The 24,671-nt window shown below is 25.6% G+C and carries 18 protein-coding genes, 1 tRNA gene, 1 other RNA gene and 1 pseudogene; 16 read left to right on the top strand and 5 right to left on the bottom strand.

Annotation, left to right across the window (positions count from 1 at the left end; translation table 11 throughout):
• Window positions 1–472 precede the first annotated feature (472 nt).
• The 3 genes and pseudogenes from MBCUR_RS11095 to MBCUR_RS09000 form a co-directional block, all read left to right on the top strand.
• Window positions 473–689, top strand: a pseudogene (locus MBCUR_RS11095) (IS5-like element ISMefo1 family transposase); the annotation flags it as partial.
• Between the two features lie 811 nt (window positions 690–1,500).
• Window positions 1,501–5,310 carry a transglutaminase domain-containing protein gene (locus MBCUR_RS09005; protein ID WP_067092572.1) on the top strand — a complete coding sequence of 1,270 codons (3,810 nt, stop codon included), beginning with the start codon at window positions 1,501–1,503 and terminating at the stop codon, window positions 5,308–5,310.
• A 77-nt stretch (window positions 5,311–5,387) separates the two neighbouring features.
• Entirely contained in the window at window positions 5,388–8,267 is a 2,880-nt protein-coding gene (locus tag MBCUR_RS09000; RefSeq protein ID WP_169805825.1) for a right-handed parallel beta-helix repeat-containing protein, read from the top strand.
• A gap of 681 nt (window positions 8,268–8,948) precedes the next feature.
• On the opposite strand, the gene MBCUR_RS08995 is transcribed toward MBCUR_RS09000, so the two are convergent.
• Window positions 8,949–9,896: an IS5 family transposase gene (locus MBCUR_RS08995; RefSeq protein WP_067092574.1), complete on the bottom strand. Its 948-nt coding sequence runs from the start codon at window positions 9,894–9,896 to the stop codon at window positions 8,949–8,951.
• Between the two features lie 153 nt (window positions 9,897–10,049).
• Here MBCUR_RS08995 and MBCUR_RS08990 point away from each other — a divergent pair, with 153 nt between their 5' ends.
• From MBCUR_RS08990 to MBCUR_RS08935, 10 genes are all read left to right on the top strand, one after another.
• The gene (locus MBCUR_RS08990) at window positions 10,050–10,787 is read left to right on the top strand and encodes a hypothetical protein (protein WP_067092570.1); all 738 of its coding nucleotides are present in this window, start codon (window positions 10,050–10,052) and stop codon (window positions 10,785–10,787) included.
• Window positions 10,788–10,938: 151 nt separating this feature from the next.
• Window positions 10,939–11,421 carry a hypothetical protein gene (locus MBCUR_RS08985; RefSeq protein WP_067092569.1) on the top strand — a complete coding sequence of 161 codons (483 nt, stop codon included), beginning with the start codon at window positions 10,939–10,941 and terminating at the stop codon, window positions 11,419–11,421.
• Window positions 11,422–11,431: 10 nt separating this feature from the next.
• A complete protein-coding gene (locus tag MBCUR_RS08980) occupies window positions 11,432–12,187 on the top strand; it encodes a hypothetical protein (RefSeq protein ID WP_157077727.1) in 756 nt (251 codons plus the stop codon).
• Window positions 12,188–12,291: 104 nt separating this feature from the next.
• Window positions 12,292–12,819, top strand: a complete 528-nt coding sequence (locus tag MBCUR_RS08975) for a hypothetical protein (protein WP_067092567.1) — start codon at window positions 12,292–12,294, stop codon at window positions 12,817–12,819.
• Window positions 12,820–12,829: 10 nt separating this feature from the next.
• Complete coding sequence (locus MBCUR_RS08970) at window positions 12,830–13,246, top strand: hypothetical protein (protein ID WP_157077726.1); 417 nt, start codon at window positions 12,830–12,832, stop codon at window positions 13,244–13,246.
• A gap of 7 nt (window positions 13,247–13,253) precedes the next feature.
• Window positions 13,254–13,592, top strand: a complete 339-nt coding sequence (locus MBCUR_RS08965) for a hypothetical protein (protein ID WP_157077725.1) — start codon at window positions 13,254–13,256, stop codon at window positions 13,590–13,592.
• Window positions 13,593–13,872: 280 nt separating this feature from the next.
• Window positions 13,873–14,523 (top strand): hypothetical protein, encoded by a 651-nt coding sequence (locus MBCUR_RS08955; protein WP_067092563.1) that lies wholly within the window; start codon window positions 13,873–13,875, stop codon window positions 14,521–14,523.
• A 383-nt stretch (window positions 14,524–14,906) separates the two neighbouring features.
• The gene (locus MBCUR_RS08950) at window positions 14,907–15,323 is read left to right on the top strand and encodes a hypothetical protein (RefSeq protein ID WP_067092562.1); all 417 of its coding nucleotides are present in this window, start codon (window positions 14,907–14,909) and stop codon (window positions 15,321–15,323) included.
• Between the two features lie 11 nt (window positions 15,324–15,334).
• Window positions 15,335–15,730: a hypothetical protein gene (locus MBCUR_RS08945; protein WP_157077724.1), complete on the top strand. Its 396-nt coding sequence runs from the start codon at window positions 15,335–15,337 to the stop codon at window positions 15,728–15,730.
• A 613-nt stretch (window positions 15,731–16,343) separates the two neighbouring features.
• On the top strand, window positions 16,344–17,537 hold the full coding sequence (locus MBCUR_RS08935; protein ID WP_067092559.1) for an ATP-binding protein: 1,194 nt from the start codon (window positions 16,344–16,346) through the stop codon (window positions 17,535–17,537).
• 77 nt (window positions 17,538–17,614) lie between these two features.
• Here the strand turns inward: MBCUR_RS08935 and MBCUR_RS08930 are convergent, their stop codons facing one another.
• Window positions 17,615–19,807: a Tex family protein gene (locus tag MBCUR_RS08930; RefSeq protein ID WP_211265144.1), complete on the bottom strand. Its 2,193-nt coding sequence runs from the start codon at window positions 19,805–19,807 to the stop codon at window positions 17,615–17,617.
• Window positions 19,808–20,270: 463 nt separating this feature from the next.
• Here MBCUR_RS08930 and MBCUR_RS08925 point away from each other — a divergent pair, with 463 nt between their 5' ends.
• Complete coding sequence (locus tag MBCUR_RS08925) at window positions 20,271–21,194, top strand: cation diffusion facilitator family transporter (protein WP_067092557.1); 924 nt, start codon at window positions 20,271–20,273, stop codon at window positions 21,192–21,194.
• Window positions 21,195–21,439: 245 nt separating this feature from the next.
• On the opposite strand, the gene MBCUR_RS08920 is transcribed toward MBCUR_RS08925, so the two are convergent.
• The 3 genes from MBCUR_RS08920 to ffs all read right to left on the bottom strand — a co-directional run bounded on the left by MBCUR_RS08920 (window position 21,440) and on the right by ffs (window position 22,842).
• Window positions 21,440–22,048 carry a TMEM175 family protein gene (locus tag MBCUR_RS08920; RefSeq protein WP_067092556.1) on the bottom strand — a complete coding sequence of 203 codons (609 nt, stop codon included), beginning with the start codon at window positions 22,046–22,048 and terminating at the stop codon, window positions 21,440–21,442.
• 175 nt (window positions 22,049–22,223) lie between these two features.
• Window positions 22,224–22,308: transfer RNA gene (locus MBCUR_RS08915), tRNA-Ser, on the bottom strand.
• Between the two features lie 218 nt (window positions 22,309–22,526).
• Window positions 22,527–22,842, bottom strand: an RNA gene (gene ffs, locus MBCUR_RS08910) — signal recognition particle sRNA.
• A 457-nt stretch (window positions 22,843–23,299) separates the two neighbouring features.
• Between ffs and MBCUR_RS08905 the strand changes: the two genes are divergently transcribed.
• Together MBCUR_RS08905 and MBCUR_RS08900 are read left to right on the top strand one after the other, a co-directional pair.
• Window positions 23,300–24,235 (top strand): 2-phosphoglycerate kinase, encoded by a 936-nt coding sequence (locus tag MBCUR_RS08905; protein ID WP_067092555.1) that lies wholly within the window; start codon window positions 23,300–23,302, stop codon window positions 24,233–24,235.
• Window positions 24,195–24,593, top strand: coding sequence for a CBS domain-containing protein (locus tag MBCUR_RS08900; protein WP_067092554.1), 399 nt, complete (start codon window positions 24,195–24,197; stop codon window positions 24,591–24,593). The genes MBCUR_RS08905 and MBCUR_RS08900 overlap by 41 nt, the downstream gene beginning before the upstream one ends.
• Window positions 24,594–24,671 lie beyond the last annotated feature (78 nt).

Genomic DNA, 24,671 nt, shown 5'->3' with positions numbered 1-24,671 from the left:
TCTGAAAATAAAGTTCATAAGTAATGATATTTTTTAAAAACTTTTATATTCATTTATTTTTTAATCTAAATAATTATAATATATATTTTTTTAATAATAAAATTATTAAAGATTATTTTAGAAATTAAAGATAATAATAACTTATATTTGTGAAATAGATTGATACTTAAATAAATCATTTATTAGAATCTTTTCTTTCAGGACTATAGAACTAGAATTTATTTACTTCTCTATTTTTTTTAATTTTTTAGGGGTATATTTTACTTATTTTTCTATTTTTGCATGCTTTTCTTTGTCCTATGGTAAAAATACATTTTTATATTTAGTAAAAATAGTTTTATCTTCTTTTAATTAATATATTTAAATAAAATGCTTTATATATTATTATATAATAATGAAATATCATATAGTTACGAAAAAGAAAACGACAACTATATTTTGTTAGGAGAAATATAATACAATTAGTATATGATTGAGAGAATTGCAAACCTATAAGAGAAAAATAGAAGATTTTTTCAAATTATGCAAAAATCAGGTTTGAATTTAAAAAAATACACAAATATAAACCAAAATCAACCAAAAAAACAACAATACTAAGATGTATTTTTAGCGAAGTGATAACAATGCTAGGTTACAACAGAAAAACAGACATACAAAAGCTTTCAGAATTGCAAAAAAATAGGATCTAAAAATAGCCGTATTGAATAAAATTGAAAAATCTGCTAGCCATTATGATCCACATAATAAATGCCATGTTGTTTATAATGGCTATACTTACTATAATAATGAGATATATTGGAATTTTAAGATATTTTATTTAAAAACAAAAGAAATATATTGGTATTTATTCAATATAAGATTCAACAGGTCATTTAAAGTGAATAAAAATGCAATTATACACATCTAAGATTAAAATTAAGCTTTTAAACACTGAGTTTTGTTTAACACTATATTGTTGTTAGGATTTAAATGTTTCAAAAATTTAGAATATAATAGTAATAATAACATAAAAATAATGGAATTTTTTATATATAAATTATTTTTTTGTTTTTGAAGCCTAAATGGGAATATAATTTGCCTAATCGTGGTTTTTTATTCTAATCTGTGTAAATAGGGTAGATTTTTGGGAAATTCATTGTTTCCTGCAAAAACAGTCTTTGTAATGGATAGAATAATAATAAATTAGGAATTATTAACTTTCCTTTTTGTTTTATATGTTATATTGATGAAAATTTTCTCTTTTTTTTTAGATAAAAAATTCTGTTTGTTTTCATTTTTTGCCCATGTTTTGCTTTTTCATTATAAATTATTATATTTATTTTTTTATTGTTATATTTTTTTCTATTTGATTTGTTTAGGAAATTGTTTATATATGAAAATGAAATTTATTATATTAGCTGAAAACAACTTTTTTGTTTTTTTATTTTCATTTTTTTATTTTTGCTTGATTATATTTTTTTTCAGCTATTTTTTTATACAAACATTATATAAGTGATTTATATGGATTTAATTAATTTTAACACACGGAAATTCGTACACAGTGGGATAGGGCTGAGAGCTGGAATTTTTCTTTTGATTTTAGTATTCCTGCTTTCCCTTTCTTTCTCTGCAGCTTCAGCAGGTAATATTGCTGTTAGTGGAGATTCTTTTGGAGATATAAATAATATTATTAATACTGCTAGTTCTGGAGATGTTATTCAATTAGGCTCAAATACTTTTAAAAGTAATGGTTCGGTAATTAGAATAACTAAGGAAAATTTAACTTTTACTGGTGCTTCTGCTACTAATCCTGCAACTTTATCTGGAGAAAATATCAGTAGAATCGCATGGGTTAATGCAAACAACATCACATTTAAATACATTAAATTTATCAACGGAAATGGCAACACTTTAGGCGGAACAGCTATCACTACCTATGCTAAAATAACTGTTGACAACTGTACATTTTTAAATAATACTGGAGAAAGTGGAGCAGCCATTTTCATATACCCTCAAGCATCTAACTCTATAATAAAAAATTCCATTTTCAACAATAATCAAGGAATACAAGCAAGCACAGATAATTTTGTTCAAGGAGGAGCAATAAGATCGGGTACAACAAATTTAACAATCACAGACTCAACATTTACTAACAATTTCGCCCTAAATGACGGAGGAGCCATTTCCATAGCCAATGGAACAGGAACCAAAATCATAAACTGCAAATTCATTAACAACAGTGCAAATATGGGTGGAGCAATCAGAATCTCTGACTCTGAAGCAACTATTAGCGACTCCCTATTTAATCAAAACAATGCAAGCAACGTAGGAATAATATTTATATTAAACGGATCAGCCACAATATTAAACTCTAACTTCACCTCCAACAAAGCAAACAACGGCGGAGCAGTAGGAATATACAACAGAACCATTAATGATAACAAAATAATCATCTTAAAAAACTTGGTTTTTGACTCAAATACTGCCACAAATATGGGTGGAGCAATTTATACTAGAATTCCAATTAAATATCTAAATGACTCTACATTTAAAAATAATTCTGCAATAGATGGAGGAGGAATCTATTCTTTAAGTAATTTACAAATTAATGCAGCTAATTTTACTCAAAACACTGCTACCACCTCTGGCGGAGCAATTTATGCAAATGGTCAAATAAGCATTTCTTCTAAATCTAATTTTGCCTCAAATAATGCAAACAATGGTGGATCTATATATGCTCTTAAGGATTTAAATATTTTTAACTCCATATTTAGCAAAAATAATGCCATATCAAATGGTGGAGCATTATATGTCAATGGAGGAGCAACTAAAATAGTAAATAATTCAAATTTTTCATCTAACAGTGGTGTTAACGGTGGTACGATTTACTCTAATGGTGTATTAAGTATTGTTTCAGCTAATTTTAATGATAATCTTGCAACTGGCAGTGGTGGAGCTATTTACTCAATAAATACCTTGGATATTAGTAATTCTAATTTTAATAACAATTCTGCTAAAAATGGCGGAGCTATATATAGTACAAATCAAATGGGGATTATAAGCTCTTCATTTACCACAAACACAGCTACTGACGGTGGAGCAATTTATTCAACCAACAATCTTTCTATGAGTTCTAGCTCTTTTAATAAAAACACTGCAAAAGGTAATGGCGGTGCAATACTTTTATATGGTAGTTCTCTGTCTACTATAACTGGAAGTTCTAAATTCATTAGTAATTCTGCAAAAAATGGTGGAGCAATTTATACAAGTTCTCCTTTAACTATCTCTTCAACTAATCTAGCTAATAACAAAGTCAGTGCTAATGGCGGAGCTATCTATTCTACTAGCAATTTGAACATTAGTGGTGGAAGTGTTACTGGAAATACTGCTATTTATGGGAGTGGTATTTATAATGTTGGTACTTTAAGTTTAAATAAGATGAGCTTACTTAGTAACAAAGCTAAAATTTTCTCTGTTTCGCTTAAAGCTCCTAGCTATGTTATTAAAGGAGATAAATTAATTGTTTATTCCTCTTTGAAAAGTGGAGATAATTTGCTAAATTCTATATACACAAAAAATAATAATGTAAATATTAATGGTAATAGGTATGCCTTATCAAGCACAGCTTCAGGGAAAACTATAAGTTTAAAGATCAATAATAAAATGGTCACTGCTAAGACAAATTCTAGTGGAATAGCTGTTTTTAAAATATCCACTTCAGGTTTTTCAACACCTTCTAATGTTAAAGTTGTTGTTAGTAGTTCTAATAATAATGGAGGGGTAGTGAATTCAACTAATAAGGTTAAGATTACAAAAAATTCATTACAAAAAGAATTAGTGGAATTAAAGAAAAAAACTAGACCAAAATCTCTCACACAACAAAAAATATCTCAATTAAAAAAGGATTTGAAAACTATTAATAAAAAAATTGCAAAAACTAAATGGAAAAAGGATAAAGGATTAAAAGAAATAGCAAAAAATATAAATACCATACTTAAAAATAAAAAAGTAGATTACTACAATACAGTTAAAACAAGTCTAAAAATTGTAAATAAAACAGCAACAAATAAGTTAGTTTTCTCCACTGATGAAGAGAAATCTAATCTTTTATCAAAAGTCAATGGTATTAAGAAAAATATTAAAACATATTATTCTAGTAAAAAGATCACTAAAAAACAGAAGACAAAATTAAACACAATAGCGAATAGTGTTTATAAAGTGGTTAATAATAAAAAGGTTCAAGCACATGATCCTGTGACAGAAATAACATGGGAAAATGGTAATAAAGTGGAAACTAAATGGACAAATTTAATAGTAGATACTAATAAGAAGACAACTTCGAAAGTATATGCAAAGTATATGCAAAGTAAATCGGTGAATGTTACATCATGGATATCTTATCATAGACTTGTTAATGATGATCCTAAAACTTTACAAGTATATACTCAACCATTTATGACTGTTGAAAGTTCAAAAATTATATTAGTTAATGATACATATAAATGGGTTGAACTTTCAACTTCAAAGCTTAAAGAGGATTATAAATGGTATTATCAGGAAAATCGCACCTATAAATATTATTTGGCTACTAAAACAGTTAATACATATAATAAAGATGGAAAACTTATTAAGTCAACTAAATCTAATGGACAAAGCTATTTAGATATTCAAGCTAGAAAATTGAGGGATGATTGGTCTATGTATATCCTTCCATCTGAATTTTGTGATTCTAAGAATAGTGCTATTATTAGCCTTGCTAATGCAATTAAAAATAATGTTACTAACAAGACCGATGCTAACTTAGCTAATGCTGTGTTGTCTTGGGTGCATAATAACATTGAGTATGAACTGTATGGTGACACAAAATATGGTGCGGTTGAAACTCTCAGTGTTAAAAAAGGTAATTGTAATGATCAAGCTCATTTAGTAGTTGCTTTGTTGCGTGCTTTAAATATACCTGCAAAGTACAAGGCAAACCAGCGTGAAGGACTTAATGGTACTGAAGGACATGCCTGGACTTATGCATACATGATATTGCCTAAAACAATAACCTTTAATGGAAATATTGTGTATATAATTGTTAATAATGATGAATATATTAAAGACCATATAGATTATTGGTGGTGTGGTCAAACAACTGATGGAGATGGAAAAAAATTAGGATATCATTGGATAAATTATGAGTGGTGTACTTCGGAAATAGTAATAGGCAGTTATTTAGACTCTTTTAATTGTGGTTCCGCTAAATTGGAGTTTATTGATGGATGTTGGTATGCATTAGCTCAAAAAGTATTTATAAATGGTCAAAATGTCACAATTTGGAGTTTATAATAAATATTATATCAATACAAGTTAATTTATTGAATATAATTTAAAGATAATATATAATGAAATTAAAAGGCGAAATTATGAAAAATGTTTATAAGAATTTGCTAGTGTTCCTATCTATTTTTGTATTAATAGTTTGTTCTTTATCTAGTGTTAGTGCTGTGATTTATCATGTTAATGAGACTTCAACTCTTGATGATATTCAGGATTTGATTGATACTAAAGGAGATATCACTGGTTTGCATTTTGATAAATTAGGTAGTGGTTTGTATGATAGTATTGGTTTAGATATTACTCATGCTATCACTATTACTTGTGATGTTGGTGTTAAGCTTGTAGGGTCTATTGATGATTTTAATGATTATGCATTTAACATTTTAAGTGATAATGTTGGGATAATTGGTTTTACAATCAGTGAGTATATAACTGGCATTTATTCTGATGGATATAGTAACATTAATATTAATAATAATACTTTGAAGAATAGTGAGTTTTCTATTGATATTCGATCTACAAATAATACAACTATAACTAATAATAGTGTTTTAGATAGTGATGGGGATGGTATATCTATATCTTCAGCTAATAATACTAACATTTCAGGAAATAACATTAAAAATGTCAGTAATGGTGTGTATTTAACTGAATCTAACAATACCAAAATCAATGATAATAGTATAAATAATAATAGTGGTGATGGTGTTTCTATAGATTCATCTGATACTATAACTGTTGATAATAATGAAATTAGTGATAATGAAGGAGATGGAATTTATTTAAGTGAGTCTAAAAATATTGAACTTAAGAACAATATTATTTCTAATAATGGTGGAGATGGAGTTAGTGTTTCTACAAGTAGTAATGTTAATATAGAAAGTAATACTATTGACAGTAACGATAACAATGGTATTTCAGTATCTGATTCTAATGATACCAAAATAAATAAAAACAAAGTAAAAAAGAACAAGAATAATGGAATATCAACAGATTACTCTCGAAAAGTTAAAATTACTAATAATCATGCTAGTAGCAATATAAATGATGGTATTTCATTAAATAATGTTGAAAATATATCTATTAACGATAATAATATAAGCTCTAATAATTATGGCATATATGCTGATTCTTCAGATATTATTTATATCACAGATAATAATATTACTAATAACCATGAAACAGGAATATTTTTAAACTATGATAAAAATATAATAATGACAGACAATAAAATCACAAATAATAATGGAGGAATATCTGCATTTTATTCAACACTTCTTCTCATACGTTCAAACATTATAGAAAATAATTTAGGAACTGCAATTTATTTAAACAATGATATTAATAATGAAATTACTTGGAACAGCACTAACATATTGAATAATAGTTACATGGGTCATGCTTCTTATTATGTTGGAATTGTTAATAATATTATAAAAAATAATTTGGAATCTATTGAAATAAATACTTTCAATTACACTTCCATGGTATTTAATACTATTAGGTCTAATCTAAATAATGGTATTAATATTTATTCATCGAATAATATTAGCATAAGTTCTAATAATATAACTAATAATGAAGGCAATGGCATATTTGTTAGTGAATCTGATGTTTCTATTGGAAACAATAATATAAGTAAAAATAATGGATTTGGTGTTTATCTTATTGATTCACTTAGAAGTGTTGTTTGGACTAATTTAGTGTTTGGGAATAATGATGGTGGGATTTTATTATTTGATTGTGATGATGCTTGGTTGAGATATAATGATATAACTTCTAATATTGGTAGTGGGATATTTGGTAGTGGGTCAAAAAATTTGACCATAGAGGTAAATGATGTGTTTAGTAATGTTGGTGAGGGTCTAGTTTTAATTGATGTTTTTAATTCTAATATAAGATATAATAATATTGTTGGAAATAGGTATGAGGGTATTATTTTGTCTAATGTTAATAGGACTGAAGTATTTAATAATTTAGTTAAAAATAATTCTATTGGTGTTTATATTGGTTCTGGTTTTAGCAATAATATTATTTGGAATTTTATTTGGGATAATGTTGAAGGAATTAATACTTGGGGTGAAAATACTAAGATTGAAAATAATAATATTTCTAACTCTAAAACTAATGGAATTTCGATTGGAGGAATCAATAATAAAATTAAAAATAATACAATTACTACTTCAAAGGGATATGGTATTAATGTACTAGCTTATAACAATACTATAATTACTAATAGGTTAAATAACAATTCAATAGGAGTATATATTGGAGCAGATAAAACTACATTCTCAAATAACAATATAAATAATAATAAGCATACGGGTATTGAAATTGTATCCTCATTTAATATTGTAAAGAATAATAGAATAACTGGTAGTAATAATGAAAATTATGGAGTTAAGATAAGTGGGAATTATAATAATTTTACAAAAAATACAATTTCGGGATTTCTCAATGGTGTTTCTCTAAAGGGGAATTATAATTTATTAGAAAAAAATACTATTAAAGCTAAAAATTATGGAGTTATTATAAAAGGGTCTAGAAACCTTTTAGAAAAATCTATAATTTCTGGTGTTAAAGTTGGAGTATCTGTGAGTGGAAATAAGAATTCAATAATTTATAATAAAGTGAAATCTAAGAATTTTGGATTTAGTATTATGGGCATTTCTAATTATTTAGGCAGAAATACTGCCAATGGAAATAAACAAAATGGTATTAAAGTTTGGGGAGATAAAAACATTATAACTCGCAATACTTTGAATAAGAATAAAATTCATGGTATTAGTTTAAGGGGAGATAAAAATATTATAACTTTAAATAGTGTTAAAATTCGTGGAATTAAGGTGAGTGGTGATAACAATAGTATAACTAAAAATAAATTAGGTAAGACTAAAGGAAAAGATTCAAAACATAGATTATGTATAAAAGGTTTTAAGAATAAGGTAAAAAGAAATACTAACTAATTTTATTTTTTTTTATAAAATGAGGATCGGCTAAAAATCTAAAGTTATAAATCAAAGTTTTCATGAAAATGATTTAATATAAAAATAAAGAAATTTTATTCTTAAAAAGATATTTTTGACCGACCTCAAAATCTATTTAATGGTAGGGAGATATAATGAATTATTCAGAAAGATGTAAGTAATGATACTAATAACACTACTACTGTTGTTACTAAAAACATAACTAATAAATTAAATAACACTACTGAAAATAATTCGAGTACCAACATCAAAAAAGACAGTCCTATTAAAATTAATTCAGAACATTCAAAAATTAAGAAATCTAATTTAATAAGCAAAGAAAAAGCTATTAACATAGCTATATCCAGTTTAAAAAATCAGGCATTAAATATTAAATATCAGTGCAGTTTTAGTTAAGAAAGAAGATAAATATTATTGACATATTAATTTTATTGAATCTGATGGGAGACCATCTTTAATGTATATTTATGCTAAAACAGAGGATAATGTTAATTCTATTGAGATTTTCTATTAACCTACTTTTTTCTGTTTTTTTTTTAATTAATTTTTTTATTTTTTTTTAAAATTGTATTTTTATGGGGATTTTTTTAAATTGCAAGGTTTTTGTCTTTTTTTTATTGGTTTTTTTGTCTTTTTTTAGTTAAATTTTCATAGCTATCGCTAATGGGTGGTATTTTGTTTTTTTATGGTGTGTAATTGTTGTAGGTTGTAAGAAAAACATGAGAGCATATTTTTTACAGCTATTCTGGGTAGTGTTGTGACTTTTAAGTGTGCATTGTGGAATATGTTTTTGATTACGGCATATGGTCTTTCTCCTGGTGATCTTTTACGGGCTATTCTTTTGTTTCTTAGTTTTTGGCGGATGGATAGGGGGTTGTTTCTAGTTGCTTTGTCCATGGTTGCATCATAGCCTTTAGATTTTACTCCAAAGTATCCTTTATCTTTATATCCTACTTCTCCTTTGTCTATTAAGTCTATTTGTGAGTCATGGACATTTGCAGCTGTTGTTTCAATTTTTCTGATAAATTGGTGTTCCATATCTACTTTTGTGTGTAGTTTAAATCCAAAAAATGATTTTTCGCCTTTTTTCGTCCATGCACCATCTTTACTTCTACGAGTTTTAGCTTGTTCTCCTCGTGGTTCATCTGCTTTTTGATGTCCAGGATCGGTTGTAATGAATGTTGCATCTTGAATTGCACCTTTTTTGATTTTAAATCCTTTTTCGTCTAATTGTTTTTGTAATTCTTCCCATATAGCATCGTCAATTTTATTTTCAATCATTTTTTCTCGAAATAACCAAATTGTTGATTGATCAGGAACCTTGTCTGGAAATCCTAAAAACTTTAAAAAAGAAATTCTATCATTTGCTTGCTTTTGAGCTTCAAAATCAGATAAACCATACCAAGTTTGTAAAACCAACATTTTTAACATAACAATTTCATCATTATTAGGTCTACCACCTTTTTCAGACTGATTATCATACATACTTTTAATAATAGGTCTAAAAACTTCCCAATCAATAAGTGGATCAATATCAGCCAAACGATCACCTAATTCTTCAACTTTTGCATACTGTTTATTTATAAAATAATTATTCAAGTTATACATACTATTAAATATGTATATTATCATATATAAACCTTTCTATGCCAATTTAAAGAGCACACAAATAAAATAAATTCGTAAAAAAAACACAAATAATAAAAAAATATTTTTATTGGAGTTTATAGAAATTCTCTGAAGTATGATATAGATATTGAGATGGAACTTCAACATGAAAATTTTGATAAGATTTTAAAGAATTTTGAATATGTTGATGGATTAGAAGAAATTTTAAAAGCGACTTTAGAATTATATGATTCTGAGACTTTTATAGATTTAACTAAAAACATGGAAAATTACATGAACCAGTACAACAAAGATTTCCTTACTTCGAACCTAACTGCTGAGGACTTAAAAGAAAAATTCTTGATATTACAAAATGCTTCGATTTTAAAAAAATCCAAAATTCAGTTACTTTATGTTCCATCTTTATGGGGAGATACAATTGTTTTTGAGCATTTCAGAGCATTAACTTCCTTTTACACAGTTTTAATGAAAATGAAAGCAAATGAAGACAAAATTTCTGAAGAAAAAAAATTTCTTTTCATCGAAAAACTAATGCACCTACTATTGGACTTTGATAAAGATTCAACCTTTGAACATGCCGATAAAAAGTTTTTCCATTCTTTAAAAAAATTAAAATGGGACAAAAATGCAAATAAACTTTTTGATAAGATATATGATATGCATTCTGAGGTTATGAAATATATATTGGAGGGGATATTTTCGAATATTTTTCAGTACAATTATTCTGGTAATCGTTTTTCTTTAACATTTTTAGTTGCCTGTAATGCTGTTAAGCACGATCGTGATCGAATGGTTGAGGACGATGTTGTACTTGCTTTTAAGACTTTTTATAAACTTATTCATGCTGACATTGATCAAATTTCAATATAATAACTGATTTTTTTGTTAAGCTGTTACCAAGAATCTTTTAGACTATTTAAATAAATTTTATTTAAGAATGGTTGTGATTTAATTAGTTTAGGTAAGGATTAAGATTTTTGGTGAGGTTTTTAAGATTGCTACTGAGGGTTTTGGTGCTTTTGTGAAAACTATTAACTCATATGTTCATAAAGCTTTTAAAGATATTACTCCTTTATCTAATTTACAACATTTTATAAAAGGCACTTCTAGTTATTTGACCAATAATCTTAATTTAAAAGCTATTTCTAAGTTTATTACTGATGGACCAGCTAATATTTCATATTTAGCTAACCAGGCTAAAAAGGCTGTAGTCAATGCTAAAAATGGCATTGTGAATACTGTGAAAAATGTTGTTAAGAAAACAGCTAATACTATTAAAGCCATAACTCAAAAATCTTATAATACTGTAACTAATGCCTATAATGGTGCTAAAAAGACATTTTCAAGAATTAGAAATAATATTCATAATGGTGTCAAAAGTTTGTATGGTAAAAGTAAAAATGCTTTTAATAAGGTTTATAATGGTGTCAAAAGTTTGCATAATAAAAGTAAAAATACCATTAGTAATGTTTATAATGGAATTAGAAGTTTATTTAAACGATAAAGTGATATGTATGAAATATGATATTGAAATAGAATTTCAACATAAAGATGTTGATAAGATTTTGAAAAATTTTGGATATGTTGATAGTTTAGAGGAGATTTTAAATGCGACTTTAGAATTGTATGATTCTGAATCTTTTATTGATTTGACTAAAAATATGGAAAATTATATGAATCAGTATAATAAAGATTTTCTTACTTTGAATTTAACTGCTGAGGATTTGAAAGAAAAATTCTTGTTACTACAAGATGCTTCGATTTTGAAAAAATCTAAAATTCAGTTACTTTATGTTCCATCTTTATGGGGCGATACTATAATATTTGAGCATTTCGGAGCACTAATCTCTTTCTACACAGTTTTAATGAAAATGAAGGCAAATAAAGATAAAATTTCTGAAGAAAAAAAGTTTCTTTTTATAGAAAAACTAATGTATTTGCTATTTGATTTTGATAAAAAATTAGTTTTTGATTATATTGATGAAAAGTTTTTTCATTCTTTAAAAAAATTAAAATGGGATAAAAATGCAAAAAAACTTTTTGATAAAGTATATTATATTCATTCTGAGGTTATACGATATATATTGGGAGGATCATTGTCGAATATTTATGAGTACAATTTTACTGGTAATCGTTTTACTTTAATATTTTTATCTGCTTGTAATGCTGTTAAGCATGATCGTAATCGAATGATTGAGGATGATGTTGTAATTGCTTTTAAAACTTTTTATAAACTTATTCATGCGGATATTGATCAACTTTCAATATGACACCTAATTTTTGTTCAAATGTTATCACGAAATTTTCAGATTATTTAAATAGATTTTATTTAAGAATGGTTGTGATTTAATTAGTTTAGGCAAGGACTAAGATTTTGGGTGAGATTCTTAAGATTGCTACTGAGGGTTTTGGTGCTTTTGTGAAAACTATTAATTCCTATGTTCATAAAGCTTTTAAAGATATTACTCCTTTGTCTGATTTACAACATTTTATAAAAGGCACTTCTAGTTACTTGACTAATAATCTTAATTTAAAAGCTATTTCTAAGTTTATTACTGATGGACCAGCTAATATTTCATATTTAGCTAACCAGGCTAAAAAGGCTGTAGTCAATGCTAAAAATGTCATTGTGAATATTGTGAAAAGTGTTGTTAAGAAAACAGCTAATACTATTAAAGCCATAACTCAAAAATCTTATAATGCTTTAGTTAATACCTATAATGGAGCTAAGAAGACATTTTCAAGAATTAGAAATAAGGTTTATAATGGTGGTAAAAGTTTGTATAATAAAAGTAAAAATGCTTTTAATAAGGTTTATAATGGTGTCAAAAGTTTGTATAATAAAAGTAAAAATGCCATTAGTAATGTTTATAATGGAATTAGAAGTTTATTTAAATTGTAAAGTGATATATATGAAGTATGATATAGATATTGAGATGGAACTTCAACATGAAAATTTTGATAAGATTTTAAAGAATTTTGAATATGTTGATGGCTTAGAAGAGATTTTAAATGAAACTTTGGAATTATATGATTCTGAATCTTTTATAGATTTGACTAAAAACATGGAAAATTACATGAACCAGTACAACAAAGAGTTTCTTACTTCTAACCTAACTGCTGAGGACTTGAAAGAAAAATTCTTGTTACTACAAGATGCTTCTATTTTGAAAAAGTCTAAAATTCAGTTACTTTATGCTCCATCTTTATGGGGAGATACTATCGTCTTTGAACACTTCCAATCGTTAACTTCTTTTTACACTGTTTTGATGAAAATGAAGGCAAATGGAGATAAAATTTCTGAAGAAAAAAAGTTTTTTTTTTATTGAAAAATTAATGTACTTGTTACTGGACTTTGATAAAGATTTAACCTTTAATCATGCTGATAAAAATTTTTTCCACTCTTTAAAAAAATTAAAATGGGATAAAAATGCAAAAAAACTTTTTGATAAGATATACTACATGCATTCAGATGTTATAAAATATACATTAGAATGGACATTTTCGAATATTTTCATGTACAATTATTCTGGTAATCTTTTTGCTTTAACATTTTTAGTTGCCTGTAATGCTGTTAAACATGATCGCGATCGAATGATTGAGGACGATGTTATAATTGCTTTTAAGACCTTTTATAAGCTTATCCATGCTGATATTGATCAAATTTCAATATGATAGCTGATTTTTTTTATTAAACTGTTACCACAAAGTTTTTAGGTGAGTTAAATAAATTTTTATTTAAGAATGGCTGTTATTAGTTTTAAAGCTATTTTTAATGTTAATAATGATAGATTGGTTAATATTTATAATGATGGCAAAAGTTTGTATAATAAAAGTAAAAATGCTTTTAATAAGGTTTATAATGGTGTCAAAAGTGTGTATAATAAAAGCAAAAATCTTATTATTAAGGGTTATAAGAAATTTACAAGTTTAATTAAATTGTAAAGTGATATATATGAAGTATGATATAGATATTGAGATGGAACTTCAACATGAAAATTTTGATAAGATTTTAAAGAATTTTAAATATGTTGATGGCTTAGAAGAAATTTTAAATGCAACTTTAGAATTATATGATTCTGAGGCTTTTATTAATTTGACTAAAAACATGGAAAATTACATGAATCAGTATAATAAAGATTTTCTTGCTTCTAATTTTACTGCTGATGAATTTAAAGAAAAATTCTTGCTATTACAAAATGCTTCAATTTTAAAAAAATCCAAAATCAAATTACTTTATGTTCCATCTCTATGGGGCGACACTATCGTCTTTGAACATTTCGGAGCACTAACCTCTTTCTACACAGTTTTAATGAAAATGAAAGCAAATAAAGACAAAATTTCCGAAGAAAAAAAATTCCTTTTCATAGAAAAACTAATCTACCTGCTATTAGACTTTGATAAAGATTCAACATTTGACCACACTGATAAAAGCTTTTTCCACTCTTTAAAAAAACTAAAATGGGATAAAAATGCAAATAAACTTTTTGATAAGATATATGACATGCATTCTGATGTTATAATATATATATATATATATATATATATATATATATATATTAGGAGGGTCATTTTCGAAAATTTTTCTATACAATCAATCGGGTAATTATTTTGCTTTAACATTTTTAGTTGCCTGTAATGCTGTTAAACATGGTCGTGATCGAATGATTGAGGACGATGTTGTAATTGCTTTTAAGACTTTCTATAAGCTTATCCATGCTGACATTAATCAACTTTCAATATGATCTGATTTTTTGTTCAAATGTTATCACGAAGTTTTCAGACTATTTGAATAAATTTTATTTAAGAATGGCTGTTATTTAATTAAATCTTATAATATGGTTAAAAATACTGTAACTAATGCATAATACTGCTAAAAAGACTGTTTCAGGAATTGCAAATAAAATGTATAATAATAGGAAAATACCCTTGGTACTGAATATAATAAACCTAAGAGTATTTTAAAAATGGTATAAAGGAGAGATTTTTATGGTTTCAGTAGAATATGATATGGAAAAAGAGATGGAAAGAGAAGAAAAAAACATGAGTGATATTTTAAATAGTTTTTCTGAGGTTAATGGTTTAGAGGATATTTTGAAACAAACTTTGGATTTATATGAATCAGAATTCTTCAACAAATATACGAAAAATGTTTCTATTTTTGCAGATAATATTGTAAACTCTAATAAATATAATTTTGACTCTAATTTTTTGAAAAAAAACTTTCACTTAGTTGATAATGCTATGCTTTTGAAAAAATCTAAAATTAAACTTTTCTATTTTCCAAACTTATGGGGGGATACAATTGTATTTGAACATTTTGAATCAATTTTTACATTTTGCTTCCATATTTTATCAATGAAAAAAATATTGAAGAAATTAGCCTTGAAATTGGATTTTATTTAACAGAAAAAGTCATGTCTATAGGGTTTGATTTTGATCAGAATATTGACTTTAATCCAATTACTGAAAACTTTTTTAGAAATTTAAAAGTGGTTAAATGGGATAAAAAGGCAAATAAATTGTTTGAGAAAGCGTTTTCTCTACATACACATATGGTGAGCTATATTATTGCAGAATTTTTTTCTTCGCAGTTTGCTAAGAACATCTCTGCTAATCGTTTTATTTTAACATTTTTAGTAGCCTGTAATGCTGTTAACCACAATCGTGATCGAATGGTTGAGGATGATGTTGTAATTGCTTTTAAGACTTTTTATAAGCTTATCCATGCTGACATTGATCAACTTTTAATGTGGTTAGGTGATTTTTTTCATTTAAATTTATATTTTAGAATTTTTAAATTATTTAAATAAATAAATAAATAAATTTTATTTAATGGTTGGTGATTTAATTGAATTTAGGTAAAGGTTTAGCTTTTTTGCTTTCTGTGATTTTCTTTATTGCTTTAGTTGTTGTGCTTGCCACTGTTGTTGTAAGTTTTTTTCCAGGCTTTCACTTTTCTGATAATCTTATACTAAGATTTGTTTGTTTAATAATATTCGTATCCATTACACGGAGATTTTATAATTATTTAAGAGGAGAATAATATAATAATTCTAGTAAGATTAAACTGTAATTTAGAGGTACTTTAGAAAAAATATCTGAGAATATATGTTTTTAATAAAAATAATGATTTATTAATTGCTTATATATGTGCCTATGCAGTTTTATCAGTGTAAAACTAGATTATAATTATTTTATAACTTATTTTTAAACTTTCCAGTATAAATTATATTTTATTTTTTAGTCATTTTTCCAAATCTATTTTTTAAAAATTTAATAAAATTTTATATACTATAAAAAATACATTTATACATGTAACTTTTAGAATTTTTTAAAAATAATCATATATAAATGTAACTTTTCTAATTTTTATGAAAACAACAGTTATAAATGAAACTTTTAAAATAATAATGTTTGATTAAGATGATTAAAAGAGAATTATATTTGAAAAAAATTAGATCTTCAATAGGTAAGGATATTATAAAGGTTTTAACTGGAATTAGAAGATGTGGAAAATCTTCTATTTTATATTTAATTATTGAAGAGTTAATAGAAAAAGGAATCAATAAAGATAACATAATTTTAATTAATTTTGAATCTGCAAAGCACTCAGATATTAACTCTTCAACTAAATTAAACAAATTAATTGAAAATTTAACTCATGGGTTGAAAGGAAGAGTATATCTATTTTTTGATGAAGTACAAAATGTTAAAGACTGGGAAAAATCAATAAATAGCTATAGAATTGATTTGGATGTAGAAATATTTATAACGGGATCTAATGCTAATTTACTTTCTGGAGAATTAGCTACATTTATAGCTGGTAGATATATTGAAGTAAAAATTTATCCATTCTCTTTTAAAGAAATATTAAAGCTAAATAAAGATAAAGATGATAGAAAAGTTTTCATGGAATATTTAAAATATGGAGGTATGCCTTTAATAATTCAACTAAATCAAAATGAAAAAATAGATTACTTAAGAGACTTATACAACTCTATTATTCTAAAAGACATTGTATATAGAAATAATATTCGAGAAGTAGATTTATTTGATAAATTAATTAAATTTTTAATGGACAATATAGGTCAAACATTTTCTGCAGAAAGTATTTCAAAGTATTTCAAAAATGAAAATAGAATAGTTTCACGAGATACTATCTACAACTACTTAATTTATCTTCAAGATGCCTGTTTAATACATAAAGTGCAAAGAGAAGATTTAATTGGAAAAAAAATATTAAAAATCAATGAAAAATACTATTTTACAGATCATGGATTTAATGAGACAATAGCAGGAAAAAATATTAAAAAAATAGGTCAAATACTAGAAAATATAGTTTATATGGAATTTTTAAGAAGAGGATATGAAATATATGTAGGAAAATTAAATGGCTGGGAAGTAGATTTTATATGTAAAACTTATAAAAAAACTGTATATGTTCAGGTATCCTATCTACTTGCCAGTAGAAAAACAATTGAGAGAGAATTTAACTCTTTATTGAAAATCAAAGATAATCATGAAAAGATTATTATAACTATGGATGAAGTAGATTTTTCCCAAAATGGAATAAAACATTTTAATATAATAGATTTTTTAAAATCCAATGATTTTTAAAATATTTTTTAACTAGAATATTTTATTATTTATTAATTTATTAAGCTTTTTTTCCTTAAAATTACCCTTAAAGCAATTTAAATAACCATAGTCAGCTGAATTCTATTTCTTGAAATATCAACCTCTAGAACTTTTACTTTAACAATTTCTCCAACACTCACAATATTTAATGGGTGTTTTACAAACTTATTTTCAACCATTTTAGATATATGAACCAGTCCTTCTTGATGGACTCCAATGTCTACAAATGCACCAAAATCAACAATATTTCGTACTGTTCCTTCTAAAATCATACCTTCTTCAAGATCTTCAATAGTTAAAGCATCTTTTCTAAGTATTGGTCCTGACATGTCTTCTCTTGGGTCTCTTCCTGGCTTTTTAAGTTCAGCTACAATGTCTTTAAGAGTTGGTTCTCCAATAGCTAGTTTTTCAGATAATTCTTTAAATTCTTTATCTTTTAATAATTTTAATTTATTAAAGTTAATTTTCTTTAAATCTTCTTCTGTTGCTTTAAAATCATCTATATTATAACCTAATATATTTATTAATTTTTTGGTTTTTTCATAGGATTCAGGATGAACCGTGGTTAAATCAAGAAAATTATCAGAACCATGAACTTTTAAAAATCCTGCACATTGTTGATATGTCTTTTTTCCAAGTTTTTTTACATTTAAAAGTTCTTTTCGACTAGTATAAATTCCATTTTCCTTTCTATAATCAACAATATTCTTTGCCAACTTTTCACTTATTCCTGATACAAATTTTAAAAGAGATATTGATGCAGTATTTAAATCAACACCTACGTTATTAACTGTCTTTTCAACCACGCTTTTTAATGATTCATCAAGAAGTTTTTGATTCATATCATGTTGATATTGTCCTACACCAATAGACTTAGGGTCAATTTTTACAAGCTCTGAAAGTGGGTCTTGTAATCGTCTAGCTATTGAAACTGCACTACGAGTTTCAACAGACATATTTGGAAACTCAGAGCTTCCCAATTCACTTGCAGAATAAATAGATGCACCAGATTCGCTTACAATAACATATTCAAGTTCTTTTCCTTTAATAATCTCAGCAATAATCTCTTCTGATTCTCTTGAAGCTGTTCCATTTCCTAAAGATATTAAATCTACATTATATTCTTTTATTAATTTTGAAACAATTTTTTTTGCCTCAGTTATTTTATTTTGTGGCTCATTTGGATAGATTACATCAGTATCTAAGACCTCTCCAAATTTATTTACAACTGCGAGTTTACAACCATTTTTAAATCCTGGATCCCATCCTAAAACTGTCTTTTCTCTAATAGGTCCTTCCATAAGAATTTGTTCAAGATTTTTAGAAAATACAAGTATTGATTTTTCTTCAGCTTTTTCAAATAAAAAGTTTCTTATCTCTCGCTCAACAGCTGGAGCTATTAATCGCTTATAAGAATCTAAAATGGCTTTCTCAATTGTTTCTCTTGTAAATTCATTGTAAATTGGAATTTTAGTATTTTTATTTCTTTGATGATTAATTAATGTATTAACATTTAAATAATTAATGATTTTTTCAATAGGTGCAGCTATTTTTACATTAAGAAAATCTTCTTTATCTCCACGGTTAATGGCTAAAACTCTGTGATGAGCTATTGATGATATTTTTTCGCTGTAATCATAATACATTTCATATTTAGATACTAAATCTTTATTTTTTGCCTTAATTTCAATGTTTCCTAACTGGTAAGTGATTTTCCTTATTCCTTGTCTAAATTCTCCATTATCTGATACAATCTCAGCTATTATATTTTGCGCTCCATTAATAGCTTCTTCTATTGTGAAAACTTCTTTTTCAGGAGATATGAATTTTTCAGCTACTTTTTCAATAGGAATTTTAATTTTTTGCTCTAAAATTATATTCGCTAATTCTTCAAGACCTTTTTCCTTAGCTATTGTTGCTTTTGTTCTTTTTTTTGGCTTAAATGGTCTGTAAATATCTTCTAATTCTATTAAGGTCTTAGCTTTTTTAATGGATTCTGTTATTTTCTCTGTTAATTTTCCTTGGTTTTCTATTGATTTTAAGACTTGTTCTTTTTTCTCTTCAAGATTTCTTAAATAAATTAACTTTTTTTCAAATTTTCTTAATATTTCATCACTTAAAGAACCAGTAGCTTCTTTTCTATATCTACTTATAAATGGAATTGTATTTCCTTCATCAATAAGCTTAATGGCTGCTTCACTTTGCCAATCTTTTATATTTAATTCTTTAGCTATTGCTTTTCCAATCATAATTCAATTTTCTCCAGTTCTAGTAATTTATAAAAGTTATATTTAAAATTATATTTAAATTATTATTAAAATTACATTAAAATCATATTAAAGTTATATTTAAATTATTTTTAAAATTATTCTTAAAATCATATAAAAATCATGTTAAAATTATTATTGAAAATTGTATTAATATCATAACATAATTAATATTTTTAAAAATATTTTTATTTCTTTTTTTATTATTTTTTTTTAAATATTTTTCATTAATAAGTAAATTTTATTTATCTTAAGTTAACATATATTAATTTAATTATTAAAAATTTTAATATTTATTTTTCTTAATTTTTTTTAAAATTATTTATAAAATACTTTTAAATCATATAAAAACATTCAATTTTGATAAATTTTGATAAATTTTTTGCTTAAATATTTTTAATGATTTACTAAATATACTTAGATGTAAAAAAATAAGGTTATTTTAATGGATGATCCACTACGCAATAAGGAAGGAACAAAGGCAGCAATAGCAGGTATTGTTGGAAATATTTTTTTAACAACTTTTAACATTTTAGTGGGGATTGTTTCTGGGAGTTTTGCTTTAATAGCTGAAGGAGCTCATACTTTATCTGATATTACTACTTCTATAATTGCATTTATTGGTTTTAAAATAGCTCAAAGACCTCCTGATGAAGAACACCCTTTAGGTCATGGTAGGGCTGAGGCAATAGCTGGTCTTATTATTGTTTTATTTTTAGCTTTTATTTCTTATGAGATATTAACTCAAGCTTTAGAAAAAATCTTATTTTCTAAATTTGTTGAAACCCCAAGTTACTTAGCTGCTGTAATGGCTTTAATTGGGCTTATAATTAATATTATTATTAGTAGATTTCAAATAAATACTGGAAAAAAAATTAACAGTCCTGCAATTATTGCCGATGGAAAACATCAACAAACAGATATTTTTTCATGTATAGCTATTTTAATCAGTGTTATTGCTTCAAATTTGGGATTTGTCTTTGTAGATTCTTTTGTAGGTTTATTAATTGGTTTATTTGTCCTTAAGGCAACATATGAAGTTGGAAGAGATAATTTAAATAACATCATGGGAAAATTACCTTCTCAAGATATTATAGATGAAATAGAGCTTGTAGCATCTTCTATTCATGATGTTTGTGGGGTTCACAATGTGAGGATAAATTATTTTGGCTCTTATGCAACTATATCTTTACATGTAGAGGTCAATCCTAAACTTTCTTTAAAAGACGCCCATAATTTAATCCATTATACTCAAAGAAAAATTGTTGATGAAATCGAAATTGTTCAAGCTGTAAATGCTCATGTTTGTCCTTTAGGAGAAGAATATGATCATGAAAAATATATTTCAACTAAATTAAATGATTTTTAACTTAATGGTTTTTAGTTTCTTAATTTCTGTTTTAATAAATAATCAGAAAGCTTGATAAAAAAACTTATAGGATTAAAGAGGATTATAAAAATATAGTTTCTTTGATTTTTTAAGTTGCTTTTGATTTTACTTCTTTTTCATTTTTTTTCATTTTAAAAAATTCAGTAAACTTCTTGTTCTATAAGTATTTAATAAGGAATTACAATTCTAATATTCTATTTCCTAATATTCTATTTCTTAACTCCCTAATCCTTCTTTTTATAAAGATTTATTAAGGAGCTTACAATTGGAAATCCTATAAATAAAGCTATTGAAATTTCAGGTATTAAAACAAATCTAAAAGATATAATCCCTAAGATTATGACAATAATTATCATAACTATTGGGTGTAAAATAGATCTTTCATTTCTTTTCTTTTCCCTTTCTTCATAGTGCTTTTCATGGATTTTTTGAAATTTTTCTTTACTTATAACTCCACTTGTTAGGTAAATAAATGAAAAATTAACAACAATATAAAGAATATCATAGCAAATAACTGGGATTATTTCATTAGGGTTTTCAAGAACCCATTTTGTAAAAACAGGAATTAAAGCTAAGAAAAATAAGAATAGGTGGTTTCTCCAGATTATTTTTCCATTAACTGTTTCTAAATTGTTTACTACATAGTTATGCTTGCTCCAAAAGGATCCAACAATTATAAAACTTGCAAAGAAAATGATAACAGATTGTAAAAGAGTTAATAAGTCATTAAATTTAAATGTATTTGTTAGGGGAATTTCTAATACCATAATGGTGATTATAATTGCCATAACTCCATCTGAGAAAAAGTCAAACCTTTCTTTAGAATATCCCAAAGAATCACCTATTAAAATCAGTTATTTTAGTTAAAAGTAATTATTTAAGTTAAAATTAGTTATTTAAAATCCAAAAATATAAATATATTAACTTAAATGAAAAATAGAAGTATAAAACTTTAATTTATTAATAAAAAATAAGATATAAATATATTAATAAATAAAATAGTAAAAACGCCGGGAGGGGGATTTGAACCCCCGTGATCCAAGGGATCATTGGATTAGCAGTCCAACGCCGTACCAGGCTGGGCCATCCCGACATAATGAATAATTTTTGCATTAAATCAATTATAGATATTTTAAAAATTATAATTATTTTAAAAAATAGAAATATTTGAAATTTTAATCTAATATTATCTAATCTTAAATTTAACCTATATAAATTTTTCTTTAAAAAATCATGTTAATTGCTTATATTTTAATCATTTAATTATTTATTCATTTAAGTTTAATTATTTATTCATTTTTTTTTTTTTTTTAAATGGCATGTATCAAGGGTGGACAAAGTTCATAAATTTTAGTGATCTTAAAAAATCAACTCCACCCCGTTATCCCATAAGCATCAACTGTAATTAGTAGAGCTGCTCCTTTCCAGGCCTAACACATTCCTAAAATAAACATAATTTACTCCAACCCTCCAGTTGGAATCTTATGACCATTGATCCTATGGGACGAAGCTTCTATGTTGCCTTTTAAGGCCAAAACTTAATTCCAAAGTCGCCCCTTGAACTTCAACTGCACCTGAGGGGGTGTGTGCTTACAGAGGACCCCTAACCCTCCAGTCTAGCCATTATAAATATTTGTTTTAATATTATATAAATATATCTTATTTTAAAATATATTTTTTATATTTTTTATATTTTTTTAAAATATGTTGTGTTTTTGTTGATTTTTTATATATTTAATTTTATTTTTTCTGCTGGAAATTAAAATTTTTAAATTAGTTTTTTCATATGAGAATCAAATAACAAATTATTTTAATAATATTAAATATAAATTTAAATATTATTGTTAAATATATTTTTAATTAACTTAATTATTTTATTGAATTCATAAAGTTATTTTATTAAATAAAGCTATTTTATTGAATTTTTTTAGAAGACTAAGTTATAAACTTATGAAATTCAATTCATTAGTTTATTCAAACGAATTTTATATATTTTGAGTACTTTAACTATTTTGTTAAAGATAAGAATTTCAACTGTTTATATTAAAGATAAGAATAATTACTGTTTTTACTAAGTGATGATTATGATTATGGTTCAAGGAGAAGTTGGAGGAAAAATTTACACGGAACCTTTTTCAAAAGGAGTTCTTTCAAGGTCCCTTACAATGGCTGAAATGGGACCTAATAAGGCATATGCCTTTGCATCATGCATTCATCAAAAATTAAAAGATCAAAATATTCAATTAATAACAATTGATAATTTAGTAAAAATGATTGTAAAAGATTTAGAAGATGAAGATCCTGTAATGGCTGAAAAATATATTGCTTGGAGGAACATTAGGGCTTGTCAAGATCCTTTAATTATTTTAATTGGTGGATCATCTGGTGTTGGAACATCATCAATTGCATTCGAAATAGCTAATCGTTTAGGTATTAAAAATATGATTAGTACAGATATGATTAGAGAAGTAATGCGTAAAATTGTTTCAAAGGAATTATCTCCAGTTATTCATGAATCAAGTTTCACAGCATATGAAGGCTTAAGAGTTCCTCCTCCACCAGAGTTTGATGAGATTTTAGCTGGTTTTAAAGATCATGTTGATACAGTAAGTGTTGGAATTGAAGCAGTTATTGAAAGAGCTCTTAAAGAGGGAATAAGCATTGTAGTTGAGGGAGTACATCTTGTTCCAGGGTTTATCAATGAAGATTTGGTTAATAAAAATAATATAGTATCTTTTACTTTGACTTTATCTGACGAAGAAATACATAAAGGGAGATTTTATTCTAGATGTAGACAAATGTGGTCTAGAAGACCATTACAAAGATATTTAGATAATTTTTTTGCAATTAGAAAAATTTTAAAATACTTTGAATCCCAATCTAAAAAGCATAGTGTACCCCTTATTGAAAATATTGATGTTTTAACAACCATAGATTTTATAATTAAAAATATTACGGAGAATTATGGAGGAATTGTAAATGCTAAAAAAATTAATAGTGAAAGATTGGATGACAAATAATGTAAAAACTAGCTCTCCAGATGAGGATGTTGTTTTTGCATTTGAAAAATTAATGAAAAATAAAATAAGCTCTTTACCTATAGTAGATGAAAATAATAATATATTGGGTATTGTTACTGCATCAAATTTAGGTCATAATTTGATTTTAGATAATTATCATTTAGGAACCAAAGTAGATTCTGTAATGGTTAAAGATATCAAGTCTATTTCACCAAATGATAGTTTACAGGAAGCTGTTAGTGTTATGACAGAATCAAATGATGCATATGAAATTTATAATCAATTACCTGTATTAGAAAATGGTAAATTAGTCGGAATAATTTCTGATGGAGATATTATTCGTTCATTGAAAAAATAATTGAAATTTATACATGATTTTATCTAATTAATCTTTTTTTGGAATGATTATATATTTCTTTAAATATTATTAGGTCAT

Origin of the sequence: Methanobrevibacter curvatus (assembly GCF_001639295.1) — an archaeon.
Taxonomy (GTDB): Archaea; Methanobacteriota; Methanobacteria; order Methanobacteriales; family Methanobacteriaceae; genus Methanoflexus; species Methanoflexus curvatus.
Note: the sequence above shows the minus strand (reverse complement) of the source record. Positions and strands in the feature narration are given on the sequence as shown.

What these genes read in the sequence shown, in the direction of transcription:
- MBCUR_RS09005 (WP_067092572.1), top strand. Translation starts at nt 1,501, where the DNA reads ATGGATTTAATTAATTTTAACACACGGAAATTCGTACACAGTGGGATA.
- MBCUR_RS09000 (WP_169805825.1), top strand. Translation starts at nt 5,388, where the DNA reads ATGAAAAATGTTTATAAGAATTTGCTAGTGTTCCTATCTATTTTTGTA.
- MBCUR_RS08995 (WP_067092574.1), bottom strand. Translation starts at nt 9,896, where the DNA reads ATGTATAACTTGAATAATTATTTTATAAATAAACAGTATGCAAAAGTT.
- MBCUR_RS08990 (WP_067092570.1), top strand. Translation starts at nt 10,050, where the DNA reads ATGGAACTTCAACATGAAAATTTTGATAAGATTTTAAAGAATTTTGAA.
- MBCUR_RS08980 (WP_157077727.1), top strand. Translation starts at nt 11,432, where the DNA reads ATGAAATATGATATTGAAATAGAATTTCAACATAAAGATGTTGATAAG.
- MBCUR_RS08970 (WP_157077726.1), top strand. Translation starts at nt 12,830, where the DNA reads ATGAAGTATGATATAGATATTGAGATGGAACTTCAACATGAAAATTTT.
- MBCUR_RS08965 (WP_157077725.1), top strand. Translation starts at nt 13,254, where the DNA reads ATGTACTTGTTACTGGACTTTGATAAAGATTTAACCTTTAATCATGCT.
- MBCUR_RS08955 (WP_067092563.1), top strand. Translation starts at nt 13,873, where the DNA reads ATGAAGTATGATATAGATATTGAGATGGAACTTCAACATGAAAATTTT.
- MBCUR_RS08950 (WP_067092562.1), top strand. Translation starts at nt 14,907, where the DNA reads ATGGTTTCAGTAGAATATGATATGGAAAAAGAGATGGAAAGAGAAGAA.
- MBCUR_RS08945 (WP_157077724.1), top strand. Translation starts at nt 15,335, where the DNA reads ATGTCTATAGGGTTTGATTTTGATCAGAATATTGACTTTAATCCAATT.
- MBCUR_RS08935 (WP_067092559.1), top strand. Translation starts at nt 16,344, where the DNA reads ATGATTAAAAGAGAATTATATTTGAAAAAAATTAGATCTTCAATAGGT.
- MBCUR_RS08930 (WP_211265144.1), bottom strand. Translation starts at nt 19,807, where the DNA reads ATGATTGGAAAAGCAATAGCTAAAGAATTAAATATAAAAGATTGGCAA.
- MBCUR_RS08925 (WP_067092557.1), top strand. Translation starts at nt 20,271, where the DNA reads ATGGATGATCCACTACGCAATAAGGAAGGAACAAAGGCAGCAATAGCA.
- MBCUR_RS08905 (WP_067092555.1), top strand. Translation starts at nt 23,300, where the DNA reads ATGATTATGGTTCAAGGAGAAGTTGGAGGAAAAATTTACACGGAACCT.
- MBCUR_RS08900 (WP_067092554.1), top strand. Translation starts at nt 24,195, where the DNA reads ATGCTAAAAAAATTAATAGTGAAAGATTGGATGACAAATAATGTAAAA.